At 69.9% G+C, this 22,502-nt stretch carries 24 protein-coding genes and 1 pseudogene; 13 read left to right on the top strand and 12 right to left on the bottom strand.

The annotated features are described in order from the left end of the window. The first annotated feature begins 46 nt into the window (after positions 1–46). A complete protein-coding gene (locus ACSNN8_RS29030; RefSeq protein ID WP_436652981.1) occupies positions 47–1,324 on the top strand; it encodes an enolase C-terminal domain-like protein in 1,278 nt (425 codons plus the stop codon). A 146-nt stretch (positions 1,325–1,470) separates the two neighbouring features. Here the strand turns inward: ACSNN8_RS29030 and ACSNN8_RS29025 are convergent, their stop codons facing one another. Next, entirely contained in the window at positions 1,471–2,313 is an 843-nt protein-coding gene (locus tag ACSNN8_RS29025; RefSeq protein WP_436652979.1) for an IclR family transcriptional regulator, read from the bottom strand. A gap of 192 nt (positions 2,314–2,505) precedes the next feature. Continuing rightward, entirely contained in the window at positions 2,506–2,703 is a 198-nt protein-coding gene (locus ACSNN8_RS29020) for a VOC family protein (protein WP_436652978.1), read from the bottom strand. 14 nt (positions 2,704–2,717) lie between these two features. On the opposite strand from ACSNN8_RS29020, the gene ACSNN8_RS29015 reads away from it, so the two are divergent. Further along, positions 2,718–3,344, top strand: a complete 627-nt coding sequence (locus tag ACSNN8_RS29015; RefSeq protein ID WP_436655447.1) for a TetR family transcriptional regulator — start codon at positions 2,718–2,720, stop codon at positions 3,342–3,344. Here the strand turns inward: ACSNN8_RS29015 and ACSNN8_RS29010 are convergent. Next, positions 3,322–3,972 carry a class I SAM-dependent methyltransferase gene (locus ACSNN8_RS29010; RefSeq protein ID WP_436652977.1) on the bottom strand — a complete coding sequence of 217 codons (651 nt, stop codon included), beginning with the start codon at positions 3,970–3,972 and terminating at the stop codon, positions 3,322–3,324. The genes ACSNN8_RS29015 and ACSNN8_RS29010 overlap by 23 nt on opposite strands. Positions 3,973–4,383: 411 nt before the next feature. On the opposite strand from ACSNN8_RS29010, the gene ACSNN8_RS29005 reads away from it, so the two are divergent. Continuing rightward, the gene (locus ACSNN8_RS29005; RefSeq protein ID WP_436652975.1) at positions 4,384–4,641 is read left to right on the top strand and encodes a hypothetical protein; all 258 of its coding nucleotides are present in this window, start codon (positions 4,384–4,386) and stop codon (positions 4,639–4,641) included. Between the two features lie 156 nt (positions 4,642–4,797). Here the strand turns inward: ACSNN8_RS29005 and ACSNN8_RS29000 are convergent, their stop codons facing one another. Continuing rightward, the gene (locus tag ACSNN8_RS29000) at positions 4,798–5,127 is read right to left on the bottom strand and encodes a hypothetical protein (RefSeq protein ID WP_436652973.1); all 330 of its coding nucleotides are present in this window, start codon (positions 5,125–5,127) and stop codon (positions 4,798–4,800) included. 226 nt (positions 5,128–5,353) lie between these two features. Beyond that, on the bottom strand, positions 5,354–5,716 hold the full coding sequence (locus ACSNN8_RS28995; RefSeq protein ID WP_436652971.1) for a hypothetical protein: 363 nt from the start codon (positions 5,714–5,716) through the stop codon (positions 5,354–5,356). Between the two features lie 57 nt (positions 5,717–5,773). On the opposite strand from ACSNN8_RS28995, the gene ACSNN8_RS28990 reads away from it, so the two are divergent. Beyond that, the gene (locus ACSNN8_RS28990) at positions 5,774–6,163 is read left to right on the top strand and encodes a helix-turn-helix transcriptional regulator (RefSeq protein ID WP_436652969.1); all 390 of its coding nucleotides are present in this window, start codon (positions 5,774–5,776) and stop codon (positions 6,161–6,163) included. 423 nt (positions 6,164–6,586) lie between these two features. Here ACSNN8_RS28990 and ACSNN8_RS28985 read toward each other — a convergent pair whose 3' ends face one another. After that, positions 6,587–7,012, bottom strand: a complete 426-nt coding sequence (locus tag ACSNN8_RS28985; protein ID WP_436652968.1) for a hypothetical protein — start codon at positions 7,010–7,012, stop codon at positions 6,587–6,589. 302 nt (positions 7,013–7,314) lie between these two features. Here ACSNN8_RS28985 and ACSNN8_RS28980 point away from each other — a divergent pair, with 302 nt between their 5' ends. Together ACSNN8_RS28980 and ACSNN8_RS28975 are read left to right on the top strand one after the other, a co-directional pair. After that, a complete protein-coding gene (locus tag ACSNN8_RS28980; RefSeq protein WP_436652966.1) occupies positions 7,315–7,938 on the top strand; it encodes a dihydrofolate reductase family protein in 624 nt (207 codons plus the stop codon). A gap of 329 nt (positions 7,939–8,267) precedes the next feature. Further along, positions 8,268–9,434 carry an LPXTG cell wall anchor domain-containing protein gene (locus ACSNN8_RS28975; RefSeq protein ID WP_436652964.1) on the top strand — a complete coding sequence of 389 codons (1,167 nt, stop codon included), beginning with the start codon at positions 8,268–8,270 and terminating at the stop codon, positions 9,432–9,434. Here ACSNN8_RS28975 and ACSNN8_RS28970 read toward each other — a convergent pair. Beyond that, positions 9,424–9,848 (bottom strand): annotated as a pseudogene (locus ACSNN8_RS28970) (glycerophosphodiester phosphodiesterase family protein); the annotation flags it as partial. The gene ACSNN8_RS28975 and the pseudogene ACSNN8_RS28970 overlap by 11 nt on opposite strands. Before the next feature lie 128 nt (positions 9,849–9,976). Here ACSNN8_RS28970 and ACSNN8_RS28965 point away from each other — a divergent pair. The 6 genes from ACSNN8_RS28965 to ACSNN8_RS28940 all read left to right on the top strand — a co-directional run bounded on the left by ACSNN8_RS28965 (position 9,977) and on the right by ACSNN8_RS28940 (position 17,840). Further along, entirely contained in the window at positions 9,977–10,882 is a 906-nt protein-coding gene (locus ACSNN8_RS28965) for a hypothetical protein (RefSeq protein WP_436652962.1), read from the top strand. 749 nt (positions 10,883–11,631) lie between these two features. Further along, the gene (locus tag ACSNN8_RS28960) at positions 11,632–11,970 is read left to right on the top strand and encodes a hypothetical protein (RefSeq protein ID WP_436652960.1); all 339 of its coding nucleotides are present in this window, start codon (positions 11,632–11,634) and stop codon (positions 11,968–11,970) included. 180 nt (positions 11,971–12,150) lie between these two features. Further along, complete coding sequence (locus ACSNN8_RS28955; protein WP_436652958.1) at positions 12,151–12,630, top strand: hypothetical protein; 480 nt, start codon at positions 12,151–12,153, stop codon at positions 12,628–12,630. 135 nt (positions 12,631–12,765) lie between these two features. Then, complete coding sequence (locus ACSNN8_RS28950; RefSeq protein ID WP_436652957.1) at positions 12,766–14,181, top strand: diguanylate cyclase domain-containing protein; 1,416 nt, start codon at positions 12,766–12,768, stop codon at positions 14,179–14,181. A 133-nt stretch (positions 14,182–14,314) separates the two neighbouring features. Further along, on the top strand, positions 14,315–15,334 hold the full coding sequence (locus ACSNN8_RS28945; RefSeq protein WP_436652955.1) for a methyltransferase: 1,020 nt from the start codon (positions 14,315–14,317) through the stop codon (positions 15,332–15,334). Positions 15,335–15,497: 163 nt separating this feature from the next. After that, on the top strand, positions 15,498–17,840 hold the full coding sequence (locus ACSNN8_RS28940) for a hypothetical protein (RefSeq protein ID WP_436652953.1): 2,343 nt from the start codon (positions 15,498–15,500) through the stop codon (positions 17,838–17,840). A 77-nt stretch (positions 17,841–17,917) separates the two neighbouring features. Here ACSNN8_RS28940 and ACSNN8_RS28935 read toward each other — a convergent pair whose 3' ends face one another. The 5 genes from ACSNN8_RS28935 to ACSNN8_RS28915 are packed head-to-tail and all read right to left on the bottom strand — an operon-like array spanning position 17,918 to position 20,974. Continuing rightward, a complete protein-coding gene (locus ACSNN8_RS28935; RefSeq protein ID WP_436652951.1) occupies positions 17,918–18,628 on the bottom strand; it encodes an enhanced serine sensitivity protein SseB in 711 nt (236 codons plus the stop codon). Positions 18,629–18,668: 40 nt separating this feature from the next. After that, positions 18,669–18,986, bottom strand: coding sequence for a hypothetical protein (locus tag ACSNN8_RS28930; protein ID WP_436652949.1), 318 nt, complete (start codon positions 18,984–18,986; stop codon positions 18,669–18,671). Next, entirely contained in the window at positions 18,983–20,260 is a 1,278-nt protein-coding gene (locus tag ACSNN8_RS28925; RefSeq protein ID WP_436652947.1) for a WXG100 family type VII secretion target, read from the bottom strand. The genes ACSNN8_RS28930 and ACSNN8_RS28925 overlap by 4 nt, the downstream gene beginning before the upstream one ends. Next, a complete protein-coding gene (locus ACSNN8_RS28920; protein WP_436652945.1) occupies positions 20,257–20,598 on the bottom strand; it encodes a type VII secretion target in 342 nt (113 codons plus the stop codon). Before ACSNN8_RS28920 ends, ACSNN8_RS28925 begins: the two co-directional genes overlap by 4 nt. Continuing rightward, the gene (locus ACSNN8_RS28915; protein ID WP_436652944.1) at positions 20,588–20,974 is read right to left on the bottom strand and encodes a YbaB/EbfC family nucleoid-associated protein; all 387 of its coding nucleotides are present in this window, start codon (positions 20,972–20,974) and stop codon (positions 20,588–20,590) included. The genes ACSNN8_RS28920 and ACSNN8_RS28915 overlap by 11 nt, the downstream gene beginning before the upstream one ends. Before the next feature lie 154 nt (positions 20,975–21,128). On the opposite strand from ACSNN8_RS28915, the gene ACSNN8_RS28910 reads away from it, so the two are divergent. Continuing rightward, entirely contained in the window at positions 21,129–22,394 is a 1,266-nt protein-coding gene (locus ACSNN8_RS28910; protein WP_436652942.1) for a protein NO VEIN domain-containing protein, read from the top strand. Positions 22,395–22,502: the final 108 nt, after the last annotated feature.

Genomic DNA, 22,502 nt, shown 5'->3' with positions numbered 1-22,502 from the left:
ACGAGTCGTGCGATCCACCGTCTATCCGGTAGCCGGGCATGACAGCATGGAACTCAACCTCAGCGGAGCCCACGCCCCCTACTTCACCCGTAACCTGCTGATCCTCGAAGACTCCGCCGGGAACATCGGCGTCGGAGAGGTCCCCGGCGGGCAACGCATCACCGCCACCCTGCAGGACGCCGCGCCGTACCTGCTCGGCAGCGACATCGCCCGCTACCGCGATGTGCTGCGCCGGGTGCGACACGAGTTCGCCGACCGCGACGTCGGCGGCCGCGGCCAGCAGACCTTCGACCTGCGCACCACGATCCACGCCGTCACCGCGATCGAATCGGCGCTGCTGGACCTGCTCGGGCAGCACCTCGACCTGCCCGTCGCCGCGCTGCTCGGACCCGACGGGCAGCAACGCGACAGCGTACGGATGCTCGGCTACCTGTTCTACCTCGGCGACCGGCGCGCGACCGACCTCGACTACCTCTCCGACGAACACTCCGGCAATGACTGGTACCGGCTGCGGCACGAGCAGGCGCTGACCCCCGAAGCCGTCGTAGCTCTCGCCGAAGCGGCTCAGCAGCACTACGGCTTCAAGGACTTCAAACTCAAAGGTGGAGTCCTTGACGGCAGTGCCGAGGTCGAAGCGGTCCGGGCACTCAAGGCCCGCTTCCCCGATGCGCGCATCACCCTCGACCCCAACGGAGCGTGGTCGCTCGACGAGGCCGTGTCGCTGTGCGCCGGACTGCGCGACGTGCTCACCTACGCCGAGGACCCCTGTGGCGCGGAGGCCGGGTTCTCCGGCCGAGAGGTGATGGCCGAATTCCGGCGGCGCACCGGACTGCCCACCGCCACCAACATGGTCGCCACCGACTGGCGCCAGCTCATGCACGCCGTACAGCTGCACAGCGTCGACATCCCCCTCGCGGACCCGCACTTCTGGACCATGCAAGGCTCCGTCCGCGTCGCCCAGCTCTGCCAAGACCTCGGACTCACCTGGGGCTCGCACTCCAACAACCACTTCGACGTCTCACTGGCCATGTTCACGCACGTCGGCGCCGCGGCTCCCGGCGACTACACCGCCCTGGACACCCACTGGATCTGGCAGGAAGGCATCGACCGGCTCACCCGCGAACCGCTACGGATCGAAAACGGTGAGGTCAAGGTGCCCCCACGCCCCGGCCTCGGTGTCGAGATCGACCTCGACCGGGTCCAGGCTGCCCACGAGCTGTACCAGCAGAAGGCGCTCGGCGCCCGCGACGACGCCCAGGCCATGCAATACCTCGTGCCAGGCTGGACGTTCGACCCCAAGCGTCCCTGCCTCGTCCGGCCATGACCGGCCACATCATCGCCGCACCGACACGTTCAAGGGCTCCTGACAGCCGCCCAAGCAGCCACCGCGCACGAGGCGGACCGTCGCGGTGGCCGGCCGCGACGACCGGCCAACGACGCCCGCACCCGCTCACGACGTGACGTTCGGAATCACTCCCAGGCCCGCGAACCCGACGGCGGCGGCGGAGTCAGCCGCTCGATCGCGTACTTCGTCCGGCACAACTCCTCCACCACCTGCGCCTCGCGATCGCCGCGTAGCCGTTCCACCGGCACCGAGCAGCTGATCGCGTCCACCGGCACCGAAGCCACCCGCAAGGCCACACCGAAACAGACGACCCCGAGCAGGTTCTCCTGCCGATCGATGGAATAACCGCGCTCCCGGACCGCCTTCAAGTCCGTCGTCAGTGCCTCCGCGTCGGTCAAAGTGTGGGGAGTCAGCGGCGCCAACGTCGACGGCAGGTGAGCCACGACCGAGTCGTCACCCTCCACGTCCAGACGCTCCGCCAGCAGGGCCTTGCCCAACGCGGTGCTGTACGCGGGCAAGCGCCGCCCGACACGGCTGAACGGGCGCAGGTACTGGCTCGACTCGTGCGTCGCTAGGTACACGATGTCGGCGCCGTGTAACCGCCCGTAGTGGATCGTCTCATCGAGCTTCACGCTCAACTCATTGACGTGCGGCTGCACGATCCGCAGCAACGGATCGAAGTCGAGATACGTCGTGCCTGCCAGCAGCGCCCGGATACCGATCGAGTACAACGTTCCGCTCGCGTCGGTCCGCACCCAGCCTCGCTCCACCAGCGTCCGCAACAGCGCGTAGACACTGCTCCGCGGCGCACCCAGGGCGTCACTCAACTCGCGCAGACGCACCGGCTCGTTCCCGCGCGATGCCATCAACTCCAGCACATCGACGGTCCGGGCAGCAGACTTCACCTCCCGGACGCCGGCGTCCTTCGCCGCCGCATCACCTGCCGACGGAACCTTCTCTCCGACCATCAACGCCTCGCTTCAGCTATGCCCGTCTGTCTACAAGTGTAGGCGGAGGTCAATAAGCGGACTGATTACTGCTTCCGCACCGTCAGGACATCTCAGTCGCCCGACGCCAAGCGATTGTCATGTCGGGTTCGACGTCGCCGCGGGTCAGGCCGCGCCGGAGGGACCGGGAGGAAACGGCAGTGATCGTGTGTCTCATCCGAACATCGCCGCCACGTGCGCAGCCAACTCGTCGGCGGGGACGTCGTGCAGGTGCTGGTCGATCGCCCAGCGGTGCCCGGAGGGGTCCAGGAACTGCGCTGTGCGGTCACCCCAGAACGCGTCGTGCGGCGGTTCGAACGCCGTGCTGCCGGCGGTGATCGCTCGAGCGTAGGCGGCGTCGACGTCAGGCACGGGCAGATGAACGCATCCTCGCCGCACTTCGCGAGTTGCTGGAGGCACGCACGTTCGACTCGCTCAGCGTGGCCGAGATCATCGCTGCCGCGGAGGTCTCGCGGGCGAGTTTCTACTTCTATTTCGCAGGTAAGCAGGCGGCCCTGGCCGAATTGGTGCGCCGCGCGGTCGATGCCGGTCACCAGGCTGCTCAGCCATGGGTGCGGGCACAGGCCGACGCACGAGAGACCCTGCGGGCGGGTGTTGAGGCCGGGGCCGAGTTGTGGCTCTCCCACGCGGGCGTGCTGCGCGCCATGCCCTTGATACGCGCGCATCATGCGTCGGCAAGGGCGACCCGGCCTGATCGAACCCCTGGCGTTCACCGCGATCACCACGGCCACGGATACGGCCGGGCCATCACCGTGGCCGCGGCCGCGGCATTGCAAGAGATGGGGGCATCCAGAGCCACGGTGTGCACCCCGAGCAGCAACGCCGGCGGCGTGGCGACATACGTTTCGGCCGGCTCCCAGACGTCACCGACTTCCGCCGTACGAATTGACGCTGCCACCCGCAACCGTGGAGCACAACGAGAGCGGCGATGGACGCGCCGGTTTGTGCGCGCGGGTTGTGTGCACCTTTCTAGCTTGGTTTGCGGGCGCTGACCAGGTGGGTCGACAGCCAGGGACCGCTCCACCACAGCCGCCAGCCCAGATTGCGCCGGCTCACGTCGAGCATGCCGAGGTGCCGCAGTCGTTGCTGATACTGACGGGTGCCACCCAGGTCGGCGATCAACAGTCGTCCTCCGGGCCGCAGCACCCGCGCCGCCTCGTCGATCGCGCGGTCCCGGTCCTTCTGCGCCTTCAGGTTGTGCATCGCCACATTGGAGACCACGACGTCGAACGATTCATCGGCCAGCGGCAGCTCGAGCAAGTTGCCGGTATGGAGCTCGACGCGGTCCGTCACTCCCGCGGCGGCCGCGTTCCGCATCGTCGCGTCCGGGCTGTTACCCGACTGATCGGCCCGCCACAGGTCGACGCCGACCGCTCGTCCGGCAGGAACCCGCTGCGCTGCGGAGATCAGCAACGCGCCGCGACCGCACCCGAGATCCACGATGTTCTCGCTGCCGCGCAGGTTCAGCCCATCGAGCAGCCGCCCCCAGACGACGAACTTCCCGACGCGGGAGGCATAGAGGGCCAGTACGCAACAGGCCAGGATCAGCGCGACGCCGACCAGCGGCCAGAACGTCCGCTGGACGACAGCCTGGGTGATACTGCCGACGATCAGCACCACAGGCACGATCAGAAGCCGGGGAGCGTCGATCCCGTAGTCGCCCGCCGGCCGAGCCGTCGGCGTGCCTGCAGCTCGATCTTGATTCACATCGGAGTACGTTAACCGCTACCCACGGGGCTCGCTGCCCCGCTGAACGACCACAGCGTCGACCCGACGACCCCCGGCGATAGCCGTCTCGAATGGCGTGGCGCACGGATCCCGGCAGATCCGCGTACTCGTGCCGACGGGTACCGGCCGATGTGTGGACCTGCACGCCAGACAGGCGTTGATTGGAGCATGGCATCCAAGCGTTCGTTCGTGTCAAGCCGAGGACGAGCGCCGCTTTACTGGTGGCCGATGGCTAACGCACACCCCGGTGTCTGCCGATGACAACCCGGTAAGTCGCCGCTGGAGCGAAGGGCACTGATAGTCATGGACCCGCTGCTGCTTCTCTTGCAGGAAGACGCCGCGCACGAACTGGCCGCCGCCGCGACCAACCTGGCGGTCACCGTGGAGTTGCTCAGCGCGGCGCATGCCGTGGCGGCCGGCTCGGGTGACCCGGGCGCTGCTGAGCTGCTCGCCGCGATCGACGCGATGACTGCCGTGCGTGACAGCCTGCATGGGCATGCCGCCACCCTGTCCAACGCCGGCCGCTTCGGCACCGTGGCCGTCCGTGGCGCATCCGGCTGACGAACGCCGGCTGCCCCGCGCCGCGTGACCCGCTGGACGCCTGGCATGCCGAGCCGGTGTTGGACGCGGTGCAGGTTGAGCTCGACGTCAAGCGCGCGATGATCGCGCTGCTGCCCACGGTGTGGCAACAGCGGCTGCTGTGTCCGCAGCGATTGATCATCGTGGGCGCCGGCCGTGATTCGGGGTGACTGCCTCCAGGACCAGTACGGTCATGTCCAGCAGACGCCGGTAGTAGGCGGCCTCGCTGCCGGACAGCTCCGCAAGGACCCGCCCGAGCCGGCGCTCGTGGGCCGCGAGCAGGTCGTACCGCCGGCTGTCGACGGTCCCGCCGTTGTCGAGCCACGTGCTGACACAGCCCGCGACGTCCGCGTCGAGCGTCACCATTTCGGCACCCGCCACGTCGAGCGACGTCAGCCGGCTCGGGAAGGGGGCCTCGGCATGCGCCCTCCATAGCCCTGCCACGGCCGTCATCCGGTCCTCGTCCATGCCGTACGGCGCTCCGCTCCTCGATGACGTCGGCCTCGACGCCTCGCAGCTTAGCGATGCGCCGGTCAGGCGGTGTCGGCGACGACGTGGACCAGGATGCGGGTCTGCTGGGCGATCGCTCACCCCGTACTCGGACTCGAAGTGCTGCATGTCGGGGGTGTGGATGCGCCCGGCCGGGGTAAGAGCTGAGGGCAGCGCCGGCGCCGGACCCGCGTCCGTCGCACCGTCAGGTGTCCAGCGGTGTCAGGACGGCGATCCGCCAGCCCGCGCCGGTGCGGACCAGCTGGTAGAGGTTGCGCTCCCCGGGCACATCGGCGTCGTAGCTCCAGGTGACGTCGGCCCATACGCTGTGCCCGGTCTCGGCGACGACCGCGATGGTCGCGTCGGCCCGCGTGACGCCCTCGTACTGGCCGAAGGCGCCGGCGAAGAACTCCTTGGTCTGCGCGGCGTCCGAGACGGCGACGGCCTGATCGGGGAACTCGATCAGCGCGGGCACGGCGTAGTGGTCGGCGATCGCCGACGGATCCCGCTCGAGCAGGGCGCGGGTGTAGGTGTCGAAGAATTCTCGGGCAACGGCTTCTCCAGTCATGGCCTTCACGCTAGGACGAAACCTGGACACGCCGGTGTCGTGGTTACGATGAGTTTCATGGAGTTTCCCACCGGACGGGCGGCCGCCGCCTCGCGTGACGCCCACCTGACCCTGCGGCGGGTGGAACGCCAGCAGCAGCTGATCGAGCAGTTGTACGCCGGCCCGCACCGGCTCACCCTGCGCCGGCTCGCCGACGGCCACCGGGTGACCGAGCGCACCATCGCCCGCGACCTCGAACGGCTGCGCCACTCCGGGGTCCCGATCACCGTCGTCCCCGGTCGCGGCGGCGGCGCCACCATCGACCGCACCCTGTCCATCGCGCCGATCGCGTTCGACCTGCCCGAGGTCGCCGCCCTGATGGCCAGTCTGGCCGCGCTCGGCCCGACGGCCAGCCCGTCCGCGGCGTCCGCCATGCGCAAACTCGCCGCTGCGCTGCACGCCGCCTAGCGCCGCCATCGCCCGGCTCAGCGCAGACGAGCCGTCTCGTTCACCGGCGCCCCGCGGTGGTGCCGTCCGGCCACACGTCCATGGTGGAGACCCTAGCCGCGTCCGGGCAGAGCCGGTGCAGGCACGCGTCGGCAGGACCGCGCGAACCGCCTGACGGACGGATCAGAAGGTGTCCCGCTGGCTTTCATGCTGAGCGCCCCACCTGCGTTCACCCAAGTAGACAGTTCTGCCCTTGGTCCGTCGGGATCTGCTGGTGTCCACTGTTCGCCGCGGTGTCGGGCATGTAACGGGCACGCTCCTCGCGCCCCTGATGAGACTGGTTTCCTACCGGGCGTTGCGTCCTCGAGGTCGGCGCGGGTCGTAGCTACGGCCCGATCACTGCTCACTTCCTTCCTCGCGGCCCCGACCGCGGCTCACTTCACGTCAGAGTTGTGAAGGACGCCGGCGACGCAGCGCCAACACGATCATCGAGACGACGGTCGTCCCCACCGCCAGGCCACAAAGGAGCGCGATCGTGCCGACGCCGTACAAGCCGCTGTCGTCGGTTGCGGCCGCGGTGGCGGTCCAGGCGGCGGTGAACGCCACCGTCATCACCGGCGCGGCGACGAACCACCGGACCCCGAGCAGCAATACGGCGACGAGCAGGACGAGCAATGAGACGGCGCAACCGATCACCTGCCACGTCTCGTACGGGCCGCTGAGGTTCTGCGTCCGCGGGTCGATCCGGTAGTCGTGGTCCCAGCCCATCCACGCCGACCATGACCCTGCCGACAGGGCCGCGACAACCAGCCCGCCGACGACCTGAACCCACACCGGTGAGCGGCGTACACCCGCCTCTTGTGTTGTCATGGTGCGAAGCTATCGCCGGTCCGAAGCCGGCACCTGGGCTCGGATACTCAAACAGCGGCATCGGCGGGCGAGTACTGACCGCCGAGTACATGTAGTCGCGGCCCTGCCGAACCGACGCGCGATGACTGCGGCAGACGAGGATGCCACGCTGGCGCCGAGGGGTAACTCGGTCCCGGAGCCGAACAGGGAGGCGCGGGACTGCCTACATCGGTAGCGTCGGTGGGAAGACTTCGCGTGAACTGCCAAGACTTTTGGCTGACACATGGCGCCCGACGTTCGGATCAGTCAAGGAGGGAGTCGAGATGGCGAGAGTTGTCATGCAGGCTGTGGTTTCGGTGGACGGCTATATCGCCTATCCCGATGACACGGTCGGGCCGCTGTTCGACTGGTACGGCAACGGTGACGTCACCGTCCGAGCCAACGACGAGTGGGCGTTCAACGTCAGCCGTGCCTCCGCTGACTACGTGAAGGCTTTCTGGGACGTCATCGAGGTCACAGTGATCGGCCGCCACCTGTTCGACACCACCGACGGCTGGGCGGGCGTACCCGCCGCCGGGAACGAGCTCGTCGTCGTGACCCACCGCCCGCTGCCCCAGGAGTGGCTCGCGAGGTTTCCGGACGCGCCGTTCCATACAGCCGACTCGGTCGAGGCCGGCATTGCCCTCGCCAAGGACCTTACCGGTACCGGTTTGGTCTGCGTGACGGCAGGCGACGTCGGCGGACAGGCGTTCTCCGCGGGCCTCGTCGACGAGGTAGCGATGGACGTCGTCCCGGTCGTCATGGGGGAGGGGAAACGGTTCTTCGGCAGCCACACCGGCACCGTCATCCTCGACGACCCCGACATGATGGTCCAAGGCGACCGCGTGCTGCACCTGCACTACACCGTCAAACGCGACCGGAAGGCAGACCCCGTTCACCCATCATGACGAAGGCCGCGCACGGTGAGGCCGGTCGTCGACGGCGGTGAGCTGCCGCTGAACCCACCAGCAGCGCCGCTGCCGCGGTGATCGGCGGGAGCGTGCTCACCGCCAGCACGGCTCGGGGAGTCGGGGCGGGGCCGGGGATGCGGGTAGGGGCCGCGTGGGGGGCGAGAAAGCGACAGCAGCAACCGAAAGGACCATGGCGGGCCCGGCCCGGCGCGCATATAACGGTCGGGGCTTCGATCGATCATGGGGGATTCGTGTTCAAGCTTCACCGTTTGGTGGCGGCGGCTGCCGCTGTTGGTGCACTCGTCTGGGCTGTGCCGTCGCCGGCCGTGGCGGCGCCGTCGGAGGCGCCGTTCCGGCTCGTGGTGCCGGATGTGGGCGTATCGAACGTCACGGGGTCCTACGTTCCGTCGGTCCTGGTTCCGGAGGACTCGGCGCCGCAGTCGCTCGGCGGGGTGCGGATCACAGTGGACGCCGGCGAGGTCGCCGGGTTCGCCACGGTCTCGTTCATGGCGCGGGAGTGCTCGGTCAGCTGCGACCTCGGCGCCATGGGTGCGCCGGGGACGTGGCGGTTGCCGCAGATGCTCGTCAAGCCCAAGGCGGGTGCGGCGGTCGGGACCTCCGGGTCGGTCAAGGTGACGGTGCAGGCTGACGGGTACGAGCCCGTGGTCGCGACGGCGAAGCTGACGGTCACCGACGTGGACGTCGTCGCCGGGCCGCCCGCCGCCACGTACACCGTCCGGAACGGGACCGAGAAGGCGAAGGTCGTCCTTCAGGTGACGAACCGTGGCAAGGAGACTGTCTCCGATCTGACGTTCGCCTTCGCCGGCGACCTCGGCCTGCGGTGGCGGCCGACCGCCCCGGACGTGAACTGCCGGTACGGCGGCGGCGGCGTCTCCCGGGAGGTCTTCTACGGGCCGGAGATGTTCTGCGACGTACACAACTTCGACCTGCAGCCGGGACAGACGTATGAGCTGGTCGACACCGGTCTGATGGCGCCCGGGGGCGAGCTCGGCGACCGGTACGCGTTCCGGGCGACGTTCTGGGCCGGCCCGGGAGCCGAGAACGTGACCGACGCGCTCCGCCAGCTGCCGGGCATGTACGCGTACTCGCACGGCATCAACGTGCCGCAGCGGATCCCCGCGGGCAGCGGCGCGCCGGTCAGCTCCGGCCTCATGGTGGTGGGCGCGCTCACGGTGGGTGCGCCGACGACGACCACGCCTCCGGGTGTACCGGGCGAGCCGGTGCCGAGCGGAACCGCGGCTCCGGGTGAGCCCACGACCTCGGCTGAGCCGACGACGCCCGGCCAGTCCCCGACCCCGGGCGAGACCGTGACCCCGGCGCCGGGCCAGGGCGGTGGCGGCGGCGAAGGCGGCGGCCTGCCGGTCACGGGCAGCGACGTGACGATCGCTGCCGGGCTGGGCGGCGTGCTGCTGGCCGCGGGAGTGGGCGCGTTCGTGACGGCTCGTCGCCGTCGCACCCGTTTCACGGCCTGACGAAGAAGTGCAGGCGCCTGCCCGATGCTGCAGGCGCCTGCCGGAGGAACCCGCTCAGATGGGCCGAAGGCCGCGCGACTCGTAGGCGGCCGGTCATGATGCCGTCCACGCCCAGGTCGAGTAGGCGCCTGCATCTCAGCGGGGTCGTCGATCGTCCAGACGTACATGGAAAGGCCCAGGCGGTGGGCACAGGCGACGAAACGCCGGTCGACCACGGGCGGCGGGTCCTGCCGGGCGGGCACCTGGGCGGACGGGCAGGCCGGTGAGCGAGGCCAGTCGCAGGCGAGCCACCGACCGTACGTCCAGGGAAGCGGCGACCGTGGAGCCGGCCAGGTAGCGGGCGGGGGCGAGGCGGCGGTCGCTGAACGGGGCGAGCAGTACGCGGTCGGCGGCGCCGGTGTCGTGGATGGTGCTGCACGGTGCCGCTCGCCGAGTCGCGTTAAAGAAGCTTTAAGGATCGCTTGCTCAGCGTCGTGAACTGCTGCCACATCATTGCTCGTACATCTCGGCACAAGCAGTACCGAGACGAAGAGGAGCCGTGCATGTATCGACGCGGAGTCAGCAGCCGGACGCGCAAGCTGGTTATTGGAGGTGCCGTCGCAGCGCTGCTCGGCTCGGCTCTCGCGGTCGGCACGGGGATGAGCCAGGCCGCCGAACAGGGCAACGCCGGAGCCGGCTCCGGTGACATCAACGCTTTGGTGCCGGCGCTGGGTTTCAGCCCGGGCGATCCGAACGCGACGGCCGACCGCGTTGGCCCTACCGGGGTGAATGTTCCCGGTCGTTGCCCACCCACTCAAGCCCAGGTGAACGCGCAGGTAGCGCTCAAAAATGGGAACCTTCCGAGTGGAACGGACCTGGAGAGCCGCATCCAACGTTTTGAGAAGACCTTGTCGGCGATTCAAGACTTGAAGTGCCCCGCGTCTTCCACGACTTTGCTGGGCCGCTTGAAGTCGTTGACCGCGCTGCGCGGAAACGCGAACCGCGATAACGTCCTGCGTGGTTTGGGTTTGAACGAAACGCCGGCGGACAGAGCCGCTGCCGCAGGATCCGGTGACGCGGCCGGGAATGGAGCGACGGGGAACGCCGGAGCCGGCTCCGGTGACATCAACGCTTTGGTGCCGGCGCTGGGTTTCAGCCCGGGCGATCCGAACGCGACGGCCGACCGCGTTGGCCCTACCGGGGTGAATGTTCCCGGTCGTTGCCCACCCACTCAAGCCCAGGTGAACGCGCAGGTAGCGCTCAAGAATGGGAACCTTCCGAGTGGAACGGACCTGGAGAGCCGCATCCAACGTTTTGAGAAGACCTTGTCGGCGATTCAAGACTTGAAGTGCCCCGCGTCTTCCACGACTTTGCTGGGCCGTTTGAATTCGTTGACCGCGCTGCGCGGAAACGCGAACCGCGACAACATCCTGCGTGGTTTGGGTTTGAACGAAACGCCGGCGGGATAAAGCCGCGGGGAATGCGGCGCCGGCGGAATAAGCGCTCGCAGAGCGGCGCCGCGGACAATGGCAACCTGATCCTTCGCGGATCCTGATCCACCGCGCGAAGCCGCTTCGCCGGAGGCCCTCACACCACGGGGGTCTCCGACGCGTCCGTGGTGGGCCATGCGCGCGGCGCCAAGTCCGCCGGGGATGCCGGCGCGCTGGCGCGGGCGAATGAGGCCCTGCTCAGCAGCGGCAGCAGCAGCCGCGGCTGGGGCGCGGGCGCCGACAGGCCGAGCTTTCGAACGCGGCTCGGTCGAGACGCACCTGCCGTTGCGCGGCGCCGTCGCGGCAGGCCTACGTCGCCTGCCAGCAGACCAAGACCTGCTCGGCGGTGCCCGGGTCCGTCAGGACGTGCAGGTCGGTGTCGCGCAGCTGCTGGCAGATGCGGCCGGTGCAGTTGCGTCCGCACAGCGCGCATTGCGGCCGGCTGCAGCCGTGCTTGGTCTGCAGCGCGGCCGGCGCCCCGGGTCTCGTCGGTACGCGCGGTGGTGGCCTGCCCGCACTTCGAGCTGCAGGAACGAGCGTCTGCGGCACTACTTCTGTGCTGCGGCACGCCGATGGGGGCTGTTCGGCCGCCCGCAGCGCCCGTGTCGGCGGTCCGGGCGACGCCGATCGTGGCCGGGCAGGGGGCAAGGCACCGGGCGCTAGATTGCGGCGTTCGGCATCGGTGGATGAGGCGGCAGCGGTGAACCCGGTCGACAGGTGGTGGTTGAGTGATCGGCGTGCGGATGCCGGGATTTGTCAGTGCGGCGCTTGTGGCCGTCGCCGGACTGGGCGGTGTGGGAGCCTGCGGCGGGAACGACGACAGTGCGCCGGAGCGCCGGATCGAGGTGTGCATCGCGGCTGATGGGCAGCGGCGAGACGGTGATCGGACCGAGGTGGAGTTCCGGCAGGACAGTGCTGTGCTGGCGCACGGTGCGATTGTGGTTGGTGGCAGCTTCGCCGCTCCGGTGCCGGCAGATGCCGCGGTCGGCATCTTCGTGGACGGCAAGTCGTACGGCGACAGCCCGGCGGGCTCCGGCGATACCTCGTTCGGTTGTCCGGTCGCTTGACCCCGGTACGCGCCGAGCCGGCCGCGTCATCCCGGCTGTCGAGCTCACCTGGATCGTCACCGCCGGCTACCGCAGCGCACGCGGCCTGCCCCTTGGCCCGACTCAAAGCAACTCTGCGTAGGCGCGGCCGGCCGTACACTCGGCAACCGGACCGATCATGGCCGGGCTGGGGGAGCGCGAATGGCTGACAATTCTGCCGCCCGCGACGTCGCGACGTTGAGGCTGCCGGGGATCGGCTGGCTGCTGCAGTGGCGCAGCGACGGCTTCTGGCGCGACCTCAGCGACGCCCAGGACCAGGACGAACGCGCCGGTGTGCACACCCCGGCCGAGGACGACTGGGTGCGCTGGAGCGGGCATGCTGCGCCGCACGCGCGCGGCGGCGCATGGGGTGGGACAACAACGTGGTGGCTGGTCTACGGCGAACTGCCCGGCAGCACCGCCCCTACCGTCGAACTCGCCGACGGGACCCGACCGCCGGTACTGCAGGTGGGGCGGGTGTGGGCATGCGAATGGCACGCCGCGGCCCAGCCCGTCAGCGTGCACGTCGAGAACGAGCGGTTCGACCTGCCCTTCATCGAGCCGTCCTACCGGCGTTCGATGGGCGCCGTCAGCGAATCCGAGTCGCAGGGCAGAGCGGCAAGAGGCTGGTTCACCGGCTGACCCGCGAACTACGTCGTGACTCAGCCGCGGCGTGAGGCCGTGTCGGGGAAGTAGTACGGGCCGAGGGTGGAATTACAACCCGGCTGCGCCCAGAATGCCCCTTGAATTGTGGCGGCGGGGGCCGATGGTAGTGGCATGGTCGGACATGCGCTGCACGCGAGGTACATCACGCTACGGTCGTTCGTCAAGGGCGATCTGATGCGGGCGCTGCGGCTGTTCTTCCTGGTCTCGCTGCTGATTTGTTCCGTGGGTCTGACCGCGGAGATCTCGCGTATGGGCCATGGCGTCGCGGCGATTGTGCTGTGCGCGGGCGTACAGCTGTTGGTGATCTCGCTGCGGGTCGTGGAGTTCCGGCGGGCGCGTCCGGGCCCGGTCTGGGTCGACGTGATCGAGCTGAGCGCGGTGCTGGTCCTGATGTCCCAGGTCACCGAGATCGCGCCGATGATCAGCACGATGTTCATGTCCGTGCTGTTCCGCGCGGCGATCGGCCGGCTGCCCCGGCTGATCGGGTCGCAGGTCGGCTACCTGGGCGTGTGGGCCATCGCGATCGCCATGCCGTGGCACGTCGAGCCGGTACTCGGAGCGATGATCTCCCTGCCCACGACCACGTTCATGGTTTTCGGTACCCGTACCCTGATGGCGAAGCTGCAGGAGCAGCAGAACGCCCAGAACACCCTGCTGGAGGGCGTTCTGACCGAGCTGCCGACGCCGGTGGTCGTCGTCGACTCCGCCGGTGACGTGGTGATGGCCAACTCGGCGGTGATGGAGCTGATCGGGTGGTCGCAGCCCGGTGAGGCGAACCTGCGTGATCTGCAGCTGCAGGACCTGGAGCAGCGCCCGGTCAATCTGCACGACGTCGTCGCCGACTCCGGTGCGAGCGCCAGCCGGGTCAAGATCGAGGTACGGCTGGTACGTACCGACGGCACGGTGCTGCAGGTGGTGGTGCAGACCGTGCCGATGGCTCAGGGTTTCACTCAGGGCCGCGGTGTGGTGCTCGCGTTGGTGGACGTGACGGCGCAGCGTTCGTACGAGGAGCGTCTGCACAAGGCCGCGTACTTCGACATGCTGACCGGGCTGCCGAACCGCCGCATGCTGTTCGAGCGGCTGAACGTGACGCACAGCGACGGGACGCCGTACTCCGTGCTGTTGATCGACCTGAACGACTTCAAAGTCGTCAACGACACCCTGGGTCACAAGATCGGTGATGAGCTGCTGGCCGGGATAGCTCAGCGGATCCTGTCGGCCGTCGACAACACGGCCACCGTGGCCCGTCTTGGTGGTGACGAGTTCGCGGTGCTGCTGCCGCACGCGGCACCGGCCGACGCCGAAGCGGCTGCACAGGCCGTGCGGGAGTCGTTCGCCGAACCGTTGCAGCTCAGCTGCGGCTCCCTGCACGGCAAGGGCACCGTCGGTCTGGCCGTCGCTGAACCCGGCGACACCCCGGACCAGGTCATCGAGCGGGCTGACCACGCGATGTACCAGGCCAAGGCCCACAGCAAGCAGCGCACCCGCTCACCTCAGTGCCCGCGCAGCAACCCGGTTGGTGCCTGAACGAGCCTCGTTGCAAGGTCTGGACGCGTACGACGCGATCAGCCGTACGCCGAAGCAGTTCTTCTGTCGGTGCCCGTGTCGGATCTCCAACGCAACGACCTGCGGGGTGTCGCAGCGACGGCACCATGCGACAGTGACCCTCACCGCCGAGTCGTGGCGGCTGGCAGAGCTGGCCGACGGCTTCCTCGTCACCCAGCTGCTCTACGCCGCGGCCGAGTTGCGGTTGGCCGACGTGCTCGCGGCCGGTTGCGCGGACGGTCCGGCCGTTGCCCGGGCAGCCGGCGCCGACCCGGACACCGTCACCCGCATCCTGCGCGGGCTGTGCGCGGCCGAGGTGTTCGCCGAGACCGAGCCGGGCCGGTTCTCGCTCGGCCCGCTGGGTGAGTATCTGCGGGACGGCGTACCCGGATCACAGCGCGGGCCGATCCTGGCCCGCGGGGCCCTCTACTACGCCGCCGCCGGCGGTCTGCTCGACGCGGCCCGGACCGGGCGGAACGCGTTCGAGCAGACGTACGGTGACTCGTTCTTCGCCCATCTGCATCGGGTTGCGGCGCACCGCGAGGCGTTCGAGGCCTCCATGGCCGGCCGCGCCCAGCACGAGGCCGAAGCCGTGGTGGCCGCCTACGACATGACCGGGATCGGCCACCTGGTCGACGTCGGCGCCGGTCCCGGCCTGATGGCCCGCGCCGCGCTCCGTGCGGTGCCGTCGATGACCGCGACCCTGGTCGACCGCCCGCCGACCCTGGACCGCGCGCGTGCCGAGCTGGCGGACGCGGGTCTCGCCGAGCGGTGCACGTTCGTGGCGGCGGACTTCTTCGAGTCGGTGCCGGGCGGCGGCGACGCGTACCTGCTGTCCAGGGTCCTGCACGACTGGCGCGACCGGGACGCCATCCGGATCCTGCAACGGTGCTGGGCAGCCATGCCCGAGCATGCCCGCCTGCTGGTGGTCGACGCCGTCATGCCGGAGCGGGCCCGCGACGAGCCGGCCGCGATCCGGATGGATGTGCTGATGCTGCTGCTGTTGAGCGGCCGCGAACGTACGCGCGAGGAGTTCGAGCACCTGCTGACGGCGTCCGGATTCAGCCTGCGACGACTTGTTCCGACCGGCTCGCCGACCGGGTTGGCCGTCCTCGAGGCGAGGCGCACCCGATGAACGCCTCGGGCGACACAGCGGGACTAAGGAGTGATTGGTTCACCGGAAGAAGTGCAGGCCCATTGGCGGTGAAGTCCGCGGGGCCGCAGTGCAGGATGCGCCTCTTCGGACCAGTTTGCCGATAGCGCCATTCCGGCCGGGTCAGGCGGCGCACCCTGACGTTATGAGCCAGGTGGTGCAGGCAGCAGGCGACCCGACGCTCGATCCAGCGACCGCCGCCCTCGGTGCCGGCGGCGTGCACCCCCGGAGTCAACGCAGGCGCGCCGGCCTAACGGTGCTTGCCGCTGTCTGCCTGGCGGCGCTGTCAGCGTCTCCCGCCATGGCGACCACGCCGGCAGCGTCCAATGGGAAAGCGTGCACCGTCATCGGCACCAAGGGCAACGACCGGCTCCGCGCCACCCACGCCCTCGACGTCGTGTGCGGCCTCGGCGGTGACGACACTCTCATCAGTGCGGCCGGGGGAGCCGTACTGGACGGCGGGTCGGGCGTCGATGTGCTCGTCGGCGGTGGCGGAGCAGACACGCTGATCGGCGGCGCCGGCACCGACACGCTGACGGGAGGCGCGGGCAACGACGTGCTGGTCGGCGGAGCCGGCGCCGATCAGCTCAGCGGTGGCGCCGGGGCTGACACCGTCTCCTACACCGACCACAAACTTGCAGTCACCGTGACCCTTTCCGGCAGAGCCGGCGCCGGCAGTCCGGGGGAGAACGACCGCATCGGCGTGGGCGTCGAGAACCTCGTCGGCGGCGCCGGCGCCGACATCCTGCTCGGCTCCGGCTCGGTCAACATCATCATCGGTGGAGCAGGGAACGACACCGTCAGCGGCGGCGCCGGCGACGACACGCTCAGCGGCGGTGACGGCAACGACGCCATCGACGGCGGCGCCGGCGACGACAAGGTCGCCGGTGGGGCGGGCAGCGACAAACTCGCCGGCGGCTCGGGCAACGACTCGCTTTCCGGCGGTACGGGCAGCGACGTCCTCAGCGGCGGTGCGGGCGACGACACGCTGACCGGCGGCGTCGGAGACGACGCCATCGACGGCGGTGCCGGTGATGACAGCATCGCTGGTGGAGGCGGAACAGACACCTGCAGCCCCGCGGAGCGCGGCGCATGCGACCTCGATCGTCCGGCGGAGACGCCGAGCCCGGCAGCAACGCCGAACCCGGCAGCAACGCCGAGCCCGGCAGCAACGCTGACGCCGGGTAGCACGGAGCCGACACCAAGTCCGGCACCGACCCTCAGCACTACAGCAGCCCCGGTCCTCGTCACGACACCGGCACCGAGCACGGAGCCCCCGCCCGCCACCGAACCGTCACCAACTGTCGGCCCCACACCGCAGCCCGCGCCCCCACCGGCGCCCAGCGCGCCGACCAGATTGACCATCACAGCTGGCGACAGCACCGTGAGTCTGACCTGGGAGGAAGCACCGGGCGCGACCGCATACCTGGTTTTCCGCGACAACAATCAAGTAACGACCGTCAACGCCCCGACGTTCACAGATACTGATGTCGCCAATGGCACCGCCTACACCTACACCGTCCGGGCCACGAACAGCTTCATGCAGCTGTCCAGCCCGACTGCGCCCGTCACCGCCACTCCACGGCCCCCGGACACCTATCCGCCTGCCGTCGACATCCCCACCGTCGTCTGGACCACTGCGCTCAGCCTCAGCAACACCACCGAGCAAACAGTGACGCTGCGGATGCGGGTCACCGACGCGGGCGCCGGCGTCGCGTCGGTGGCCGCGGGGTTACGCAGTCCCGACTCCACCCTTGCCTTGCTGCCACTGGCGAATGCCCGTCGCATCTCCGGTAGCGACAACGACGGCATGTGGGAAGTCGCCGGCACTCTGCCGAAAGCGTCCGCCGACGGGACGTGGCGGCTGGCACAGCTGCAAGCCGCTGACCGGGTCGGCTTGTCGACCAGGTACACCATCGCCACGGACGGGACCGCCACTGCACCAGCACCCGCCGGTATCGTCCAGCAACCCGTCTTCCACATGACCACGCCGGGCTCTGACATCATGACCGACGACTGCCCATTCGGGCGCTCCAGTTCGACCTGCGTCATCCGAGGCACGTCGGACCGCGAGTTGCCCGTCGCCAACCTGAACACGTTGTCACCATCGTGGTCCTACGGCCAGTCGGTCAGCAACGATCAGGACCGGACGGTGACGGTGTCGGTGCAGCTCGGAGACGCGCACAGCGGCGTTGCCGAGGCCGTCGGATACCTCACCGGTCCTGACGGAACGACCATCTCCCTGCCCGGAACCACCTCACAACCGGTCTTGTACCGTAGCAGCGGCTGGATCATGAGCGGAACGCTCCCCGCAGGTGCGGCGCCCGGGCAATGGTGGGTGAGCGGTCTGCGATTCACCGACGGCGTCGGACACACCCAGGTGGTCACTCTGCGTCCCGACGGGTCCTACACCACCGCAGACGGGACCGCCGCCGGCCAGCCGTTGATGAGGCCACTGACCGTTATCGCACCACGGACCGGCGGATGAGCCGCAGGCGTGGCACAGCGATCCGGTCGACCGCATCAGGGAGTCGGTTTCTGAAACCAGGCGACCGCGGTGCCCCGCTACGGCGTCGCCGTGCCGCGCTCGTAGAACGGCTCGGTGTGCTCGAGCATCCACCGCGTCACCGGGTCGGTGGGATCGTCCAGGAACACGGTGTCCACGGACCAGGGGAGGGGTGCCTGGCCGGTCGCGGCTCGCACCGCTGCCACGCAGTCGTGCTGCCACCCGCTGACACCGCGGTCGGCCAGCACCCCGATCAGCAGGCTCGGCGGCTGGTCACCGGCCTGCGTCAGCGCTCGCCGGGCTTCGACCACCGCGGGCACCCGGGTGAACTCGGTGCGCAGCGCGGCGAGCAGCTCAGTGGGTTCCGTCTCGGGCCGGCCCAGCCGGAGCCGGGCGCCCGCCCGTACCGTCGTCTCGCCGCGGATGGTGCGTACGCCGTCTGCGCGGATCGGCAGGCCGAGCTCGGCGCCGGGGTTGACGGCCAGCCCCAGCTCGGCGGCCATCAGCCCGGCCAGTTGCCGGCCCGGCAGCTCCATGTGGGCCTGGTCGCCGGCGCCGCGTGCGTACTGCTCCGCGGAGGTGTAGGCGGCCACGTACGGTTGCCCGTCGAGCAGCATGACCGGCAGCTGCGCCTGCCCGGCCGGGCTCGCCCCGCCGGGAAGCGGCACCCACAGCGGGTTGTCGGCGACCGCCTGCAGCAGCTCGTCGACGCCGACCTGGCCGGCGCGGGCGCCGGCCAGCGCCTGCTCGAGCGGGTTGGCCGGGAACACGGCAGCGCACCTCCACACCGATGTCGGGAACGTTATTGAATCAGTCGCCGGTCAGCAGCGTGCGCAGCCGGTCCACCAGGTGCTCGAGGCGGTCGTTGACCGCGATCCGTTCGGCTTCGTCGTCGCGGTGGATGTAGTAGTCGGAGAAGTTGCGGCCGCCGGCGTACAGGCTTCGGAACCGGTCGCGGGCCGCCTGCAGCATCTCGGCGTCGCCTGCGTCGGTGACCGACAGGTCGGCGGCGATCTGCCGCATCCTCTGCTGCCACACGTATGCGCCGCGGCCTTCGGCCAGCAGCAGCTCGGACAGCTGCTGCGCGACGGCGCGGGCTTCGTCGACTCGTACGCGGTGGTCGCTCAATGCAGGGGCTCCGAGCCGAGCACGGTCACACCCGGGATCTTCCACGGCTGCGGGATGAACACCTGATGCCCGCCGCCGACGTAGATGCCGCCCTGGTTGGCGACCGGGCCGGGATACACCTTCGTCCCGGCCGGGATCTGCACCTCGTAGACGGCGTCGACCGGCGAGGCGCCCTGCCATTCCCCGGTGCGCGCGTCCACCCATTGGGCCTTGACGGCGGTGTCGACGCGCACCTCGGCCACCCCGGCGGGCGGTTCGGTGGAGAACCACTGCCCGAGCGGGGAGCCCTGGCTGTCGCCGCCGCGGTAGAACACCCGGTCGTCGCTCAGCTCGACCTCGTCGTAGCGGCCGCCGGCGAAGTTCGCCGCCGGTGGGCTGTCCCCGGTCGCGAGCGGGCCCGGGTTCTCGACCATGTTGAACTCGTAGTCCTCGGGCGGCTTCGGAGCCAGTGGATCGTGCGGCTTCCCACCACCACCACCACCGCGGTGGGGGGTGCTGCCCGGCCCGGACCGCGACAACCGCGCGAGCAGGTTGCGCAGCCCGGCGAGGGTGTCGGCCAGCTTGCCGATCATCGGGACGAGTTTGCGCAGGCTGTTCAGCAGGGCCCGTACGAAATGCTGGATCTTGTTCACCCACGTGGCGACCAGGGCGGAAACCTGCCCGATGACCACCGGGGTCGCCAGGCCCAGGGTGAGCCCGGCCTCGGCCAGCCACTGCGGCAGCCGCGCGGCGAGGGTGCCGATGAACTGGGCGATCAGGTCCCGGACGATGCCGCGTACCAGCCCGACCAGCAGCCCGGCGCCCTCGACCGCCGAGGAGATGCCCTGCGACGCCGACGCCAGCCCTTCCAGTACGGAGGCGTGCATGCCCGCGTGCTCGCGGTAGGCGTCACCCGAGGCGCCGAACCAGCCGGCGACCTCCCCGTTGAGCCGGGCCACGTAGTCCTGCCGCGCCTGGTCGGTGAACGCGGCGACGTTCTTCCACGTGGCGGCGTGCGCGGCTACCTCATCGGCGTTGCCGGCCAGCCAGTCCAGGGCGTCCTTGAGCGGCTGCACATGCTCCATCAGCCACGCCACACCCCAGGACACCAGCGACCCCAACGGGTCGATCGCCAGCGACAGCATGTCCAGGGAGGCGCCGACCCCGCCGAGGGTGCCGTCCACCCAGCTCTGGTTCTGGATGCCCGACGTGATCAGGTGGGCGTCCTCGACCAGCCCGAGCCCGGTGGACCAGGTGGTCGAGTCGTGCACGGGCGCGACGAGCGGGCTGGTCACAGCGGCAGCTTCGGCAGCCCGGCCGGCGACCTGCCGGCGGTGGTCACCCGGTCCGCACCGGCCTGGTCGCTGCGGGCGGCATTGTCGGCCACGGCGCGCAGCCCGGCCGCGGTCTCGCGCAGCCCGTCGGTGCTGCCGGTCAGCGCCGTCAGGGCGGCGTCGAACGCGGGCTGGAGCAGGCCGGGCAGGAACTGGCACAACTGCCCGTACGCCTGGGTGTCCATGCTGACCTGCCCGACCGCCGCCTTCGCGTCGGCGACCGCATCGGCCACCGCGTCGACGCTGCCGGCGTGCCGGCGCACCGCGTCGATCGGCACCTGCATCGCGTCACCGCTCATCGCCGGGCTCCTGCGCCGCCGGGAACCGCTGCTCGAACGAGCCGATCACCGCACGGCCGGTCTCGGTGTCCGCGCCGACCGTCTGCTGCACCTGCTCGGCGACCTGCGCGGACAGCCGCTGCTGCGCGGCCCGCATCACCGCCAGCGTGCGCCGGGCCAGCTCCGGGCCGGGGAGCCGCTGCACCCGGTCGTCGAACGCGAGGTCCTCGACCTGGCCGCTCGACCCGACCGTCACCGTGATCGACCCGTCGTCGCTGCTCGCCCGGGCCGTCAGCGCGGCGACCTGCCGGGCCAGCTGCGCGGTGCGACTCGCGTGCGCGTCGACGCCGGCGACCCACGAGTCCAGCCAGTCCTCCGCCGCGTCGACGTCGCGCATCCCGCCCCGGCCTCCCCACGTGTCGGTACCCGCTGCACAGTATGAGTTGCCGTCAAACCACAGCAACCCGCCTCACCACATCGGTCACTCCGCTGCCGTCGACCAGCCGGGCGATGTGCTGGCGGCCGGGCCCCGGCCCCGACAGACTGGCGCGATGGCCGTCAACTTCGATCTCGACGCTCGCCGTAGCGCCGCTCCCGGCGACCCGAGGGGACGCACCTGGGCCGGCTGGGACAAGCACGCCGGTGACGACGACTTGTGGGAGGCCAACCGCGGCCCGTGGACGTTGGCCGGCGGCGCCGCAGGTGAAAGGTTCGCCACCCTGTCGCATGACGGCATCGTCCAGGTCGTCGCGGAGATCACCGGCCGGCAGCAGTACCCCCCAGCACATGGCGACATGTGGACCCTGACCGGAAGGGTGTTACGCCCGGGGGACCCGGTCCGCGATGAGCTCGTCGGCTCGCCCGCGCGCCAGGGTTCGGTCAGCTACTACGACACGGCGGACCTCGACACGATGACCACCAGCGAGCGAGCCGCCGTAGCCGATCGCGCGCCCGTGACGATGCTGGTCACCTGGAACCCGGCGAGATGGCGCATGGGCGACTACGACGACGACGTGATTGCCACCGCGGGCGGCGGATTCGTGCGCGGCCGCTGGTCGACCGGCAGCCGCACCGGCGGGATCGAACCCGGCGACCGCGTCTTCATGCTGCTGCAAGGTGACGGCCCCCGCGGCATCGTGGGCAGCGGCACCTGCGCCAGCCGCATCTTCCAAGCCGGACACTGGGATCCGCAACGCACTGGTGAGCAGGCCAACTACGCGCTCATCGACTGGGACACCCTCGTCCCGCTCGACGACGTGCTGCCGCGACCGGAACTGATGGAGATGATCCCTGCAGGAGGCGAGTGGCGGCCGCAGAGCAGCGGGACGTTGTTGTCACCCGAGGTTGCACAGCAGTTGGAGCAGCTGTGGGCCGGACACCTCGGGCTCTCTGCACCGGTGCCGCCGCGGACCTCGCCACGTCAGGGCTGGCAACTCGACCCCGTCCGGCGCAAGAAGGTGGAAGACGCCGCCCAAGATCGGCTCACCGCCCATTTCCGAGCGCAGGGCTGGACAGTCAAGGACACTCGTTACGGCAACCCGTACGACGCCGTCGCCAAGCGGGAGGGGGAGATCCGTTACCTCGAGGCGAAAGGCACCGAGACCGCCGGTGCGGCGGTCATCGTGACACCGAACGAGGTCGCGTTCGCCCGCGACCACCCTGGCCAGTGCGTCATGGGCATCCTGGCCAACGTCCGGTTCCGGGCCGACGGGGAGGTGGACCCGGCCAGCGGCGCCTTCCGGGTCCTCGCCTGGAATCCCGACGCCGGCGATCTTGCGCCCCGCGCCTACGACTGGACGGCTCCGCCCTCGGCGTAAGACTCATCAACGGCCGGCTGACGTGCTTGCCGCGACGTGTCGACACGAGGCAGATCCCACCGGCAGCCCTCCACGATCTGGCCGCCTCCCGTGCGGCGGCTGCCGGCG

It is taken from the genome of Actinoplanes sp. URMC 104 (assembly GCF_051386375.1).
Lineage (GTDB): Bacteria > Actinomycetota > Actinomycetes > Mycobacteriales > Micromonosporaceae > Actinoplanes.
Note: the sequence above shows the minus strand (reverse complement) of the source record. Positions and strands in the feature narration are given on the sequence as shown.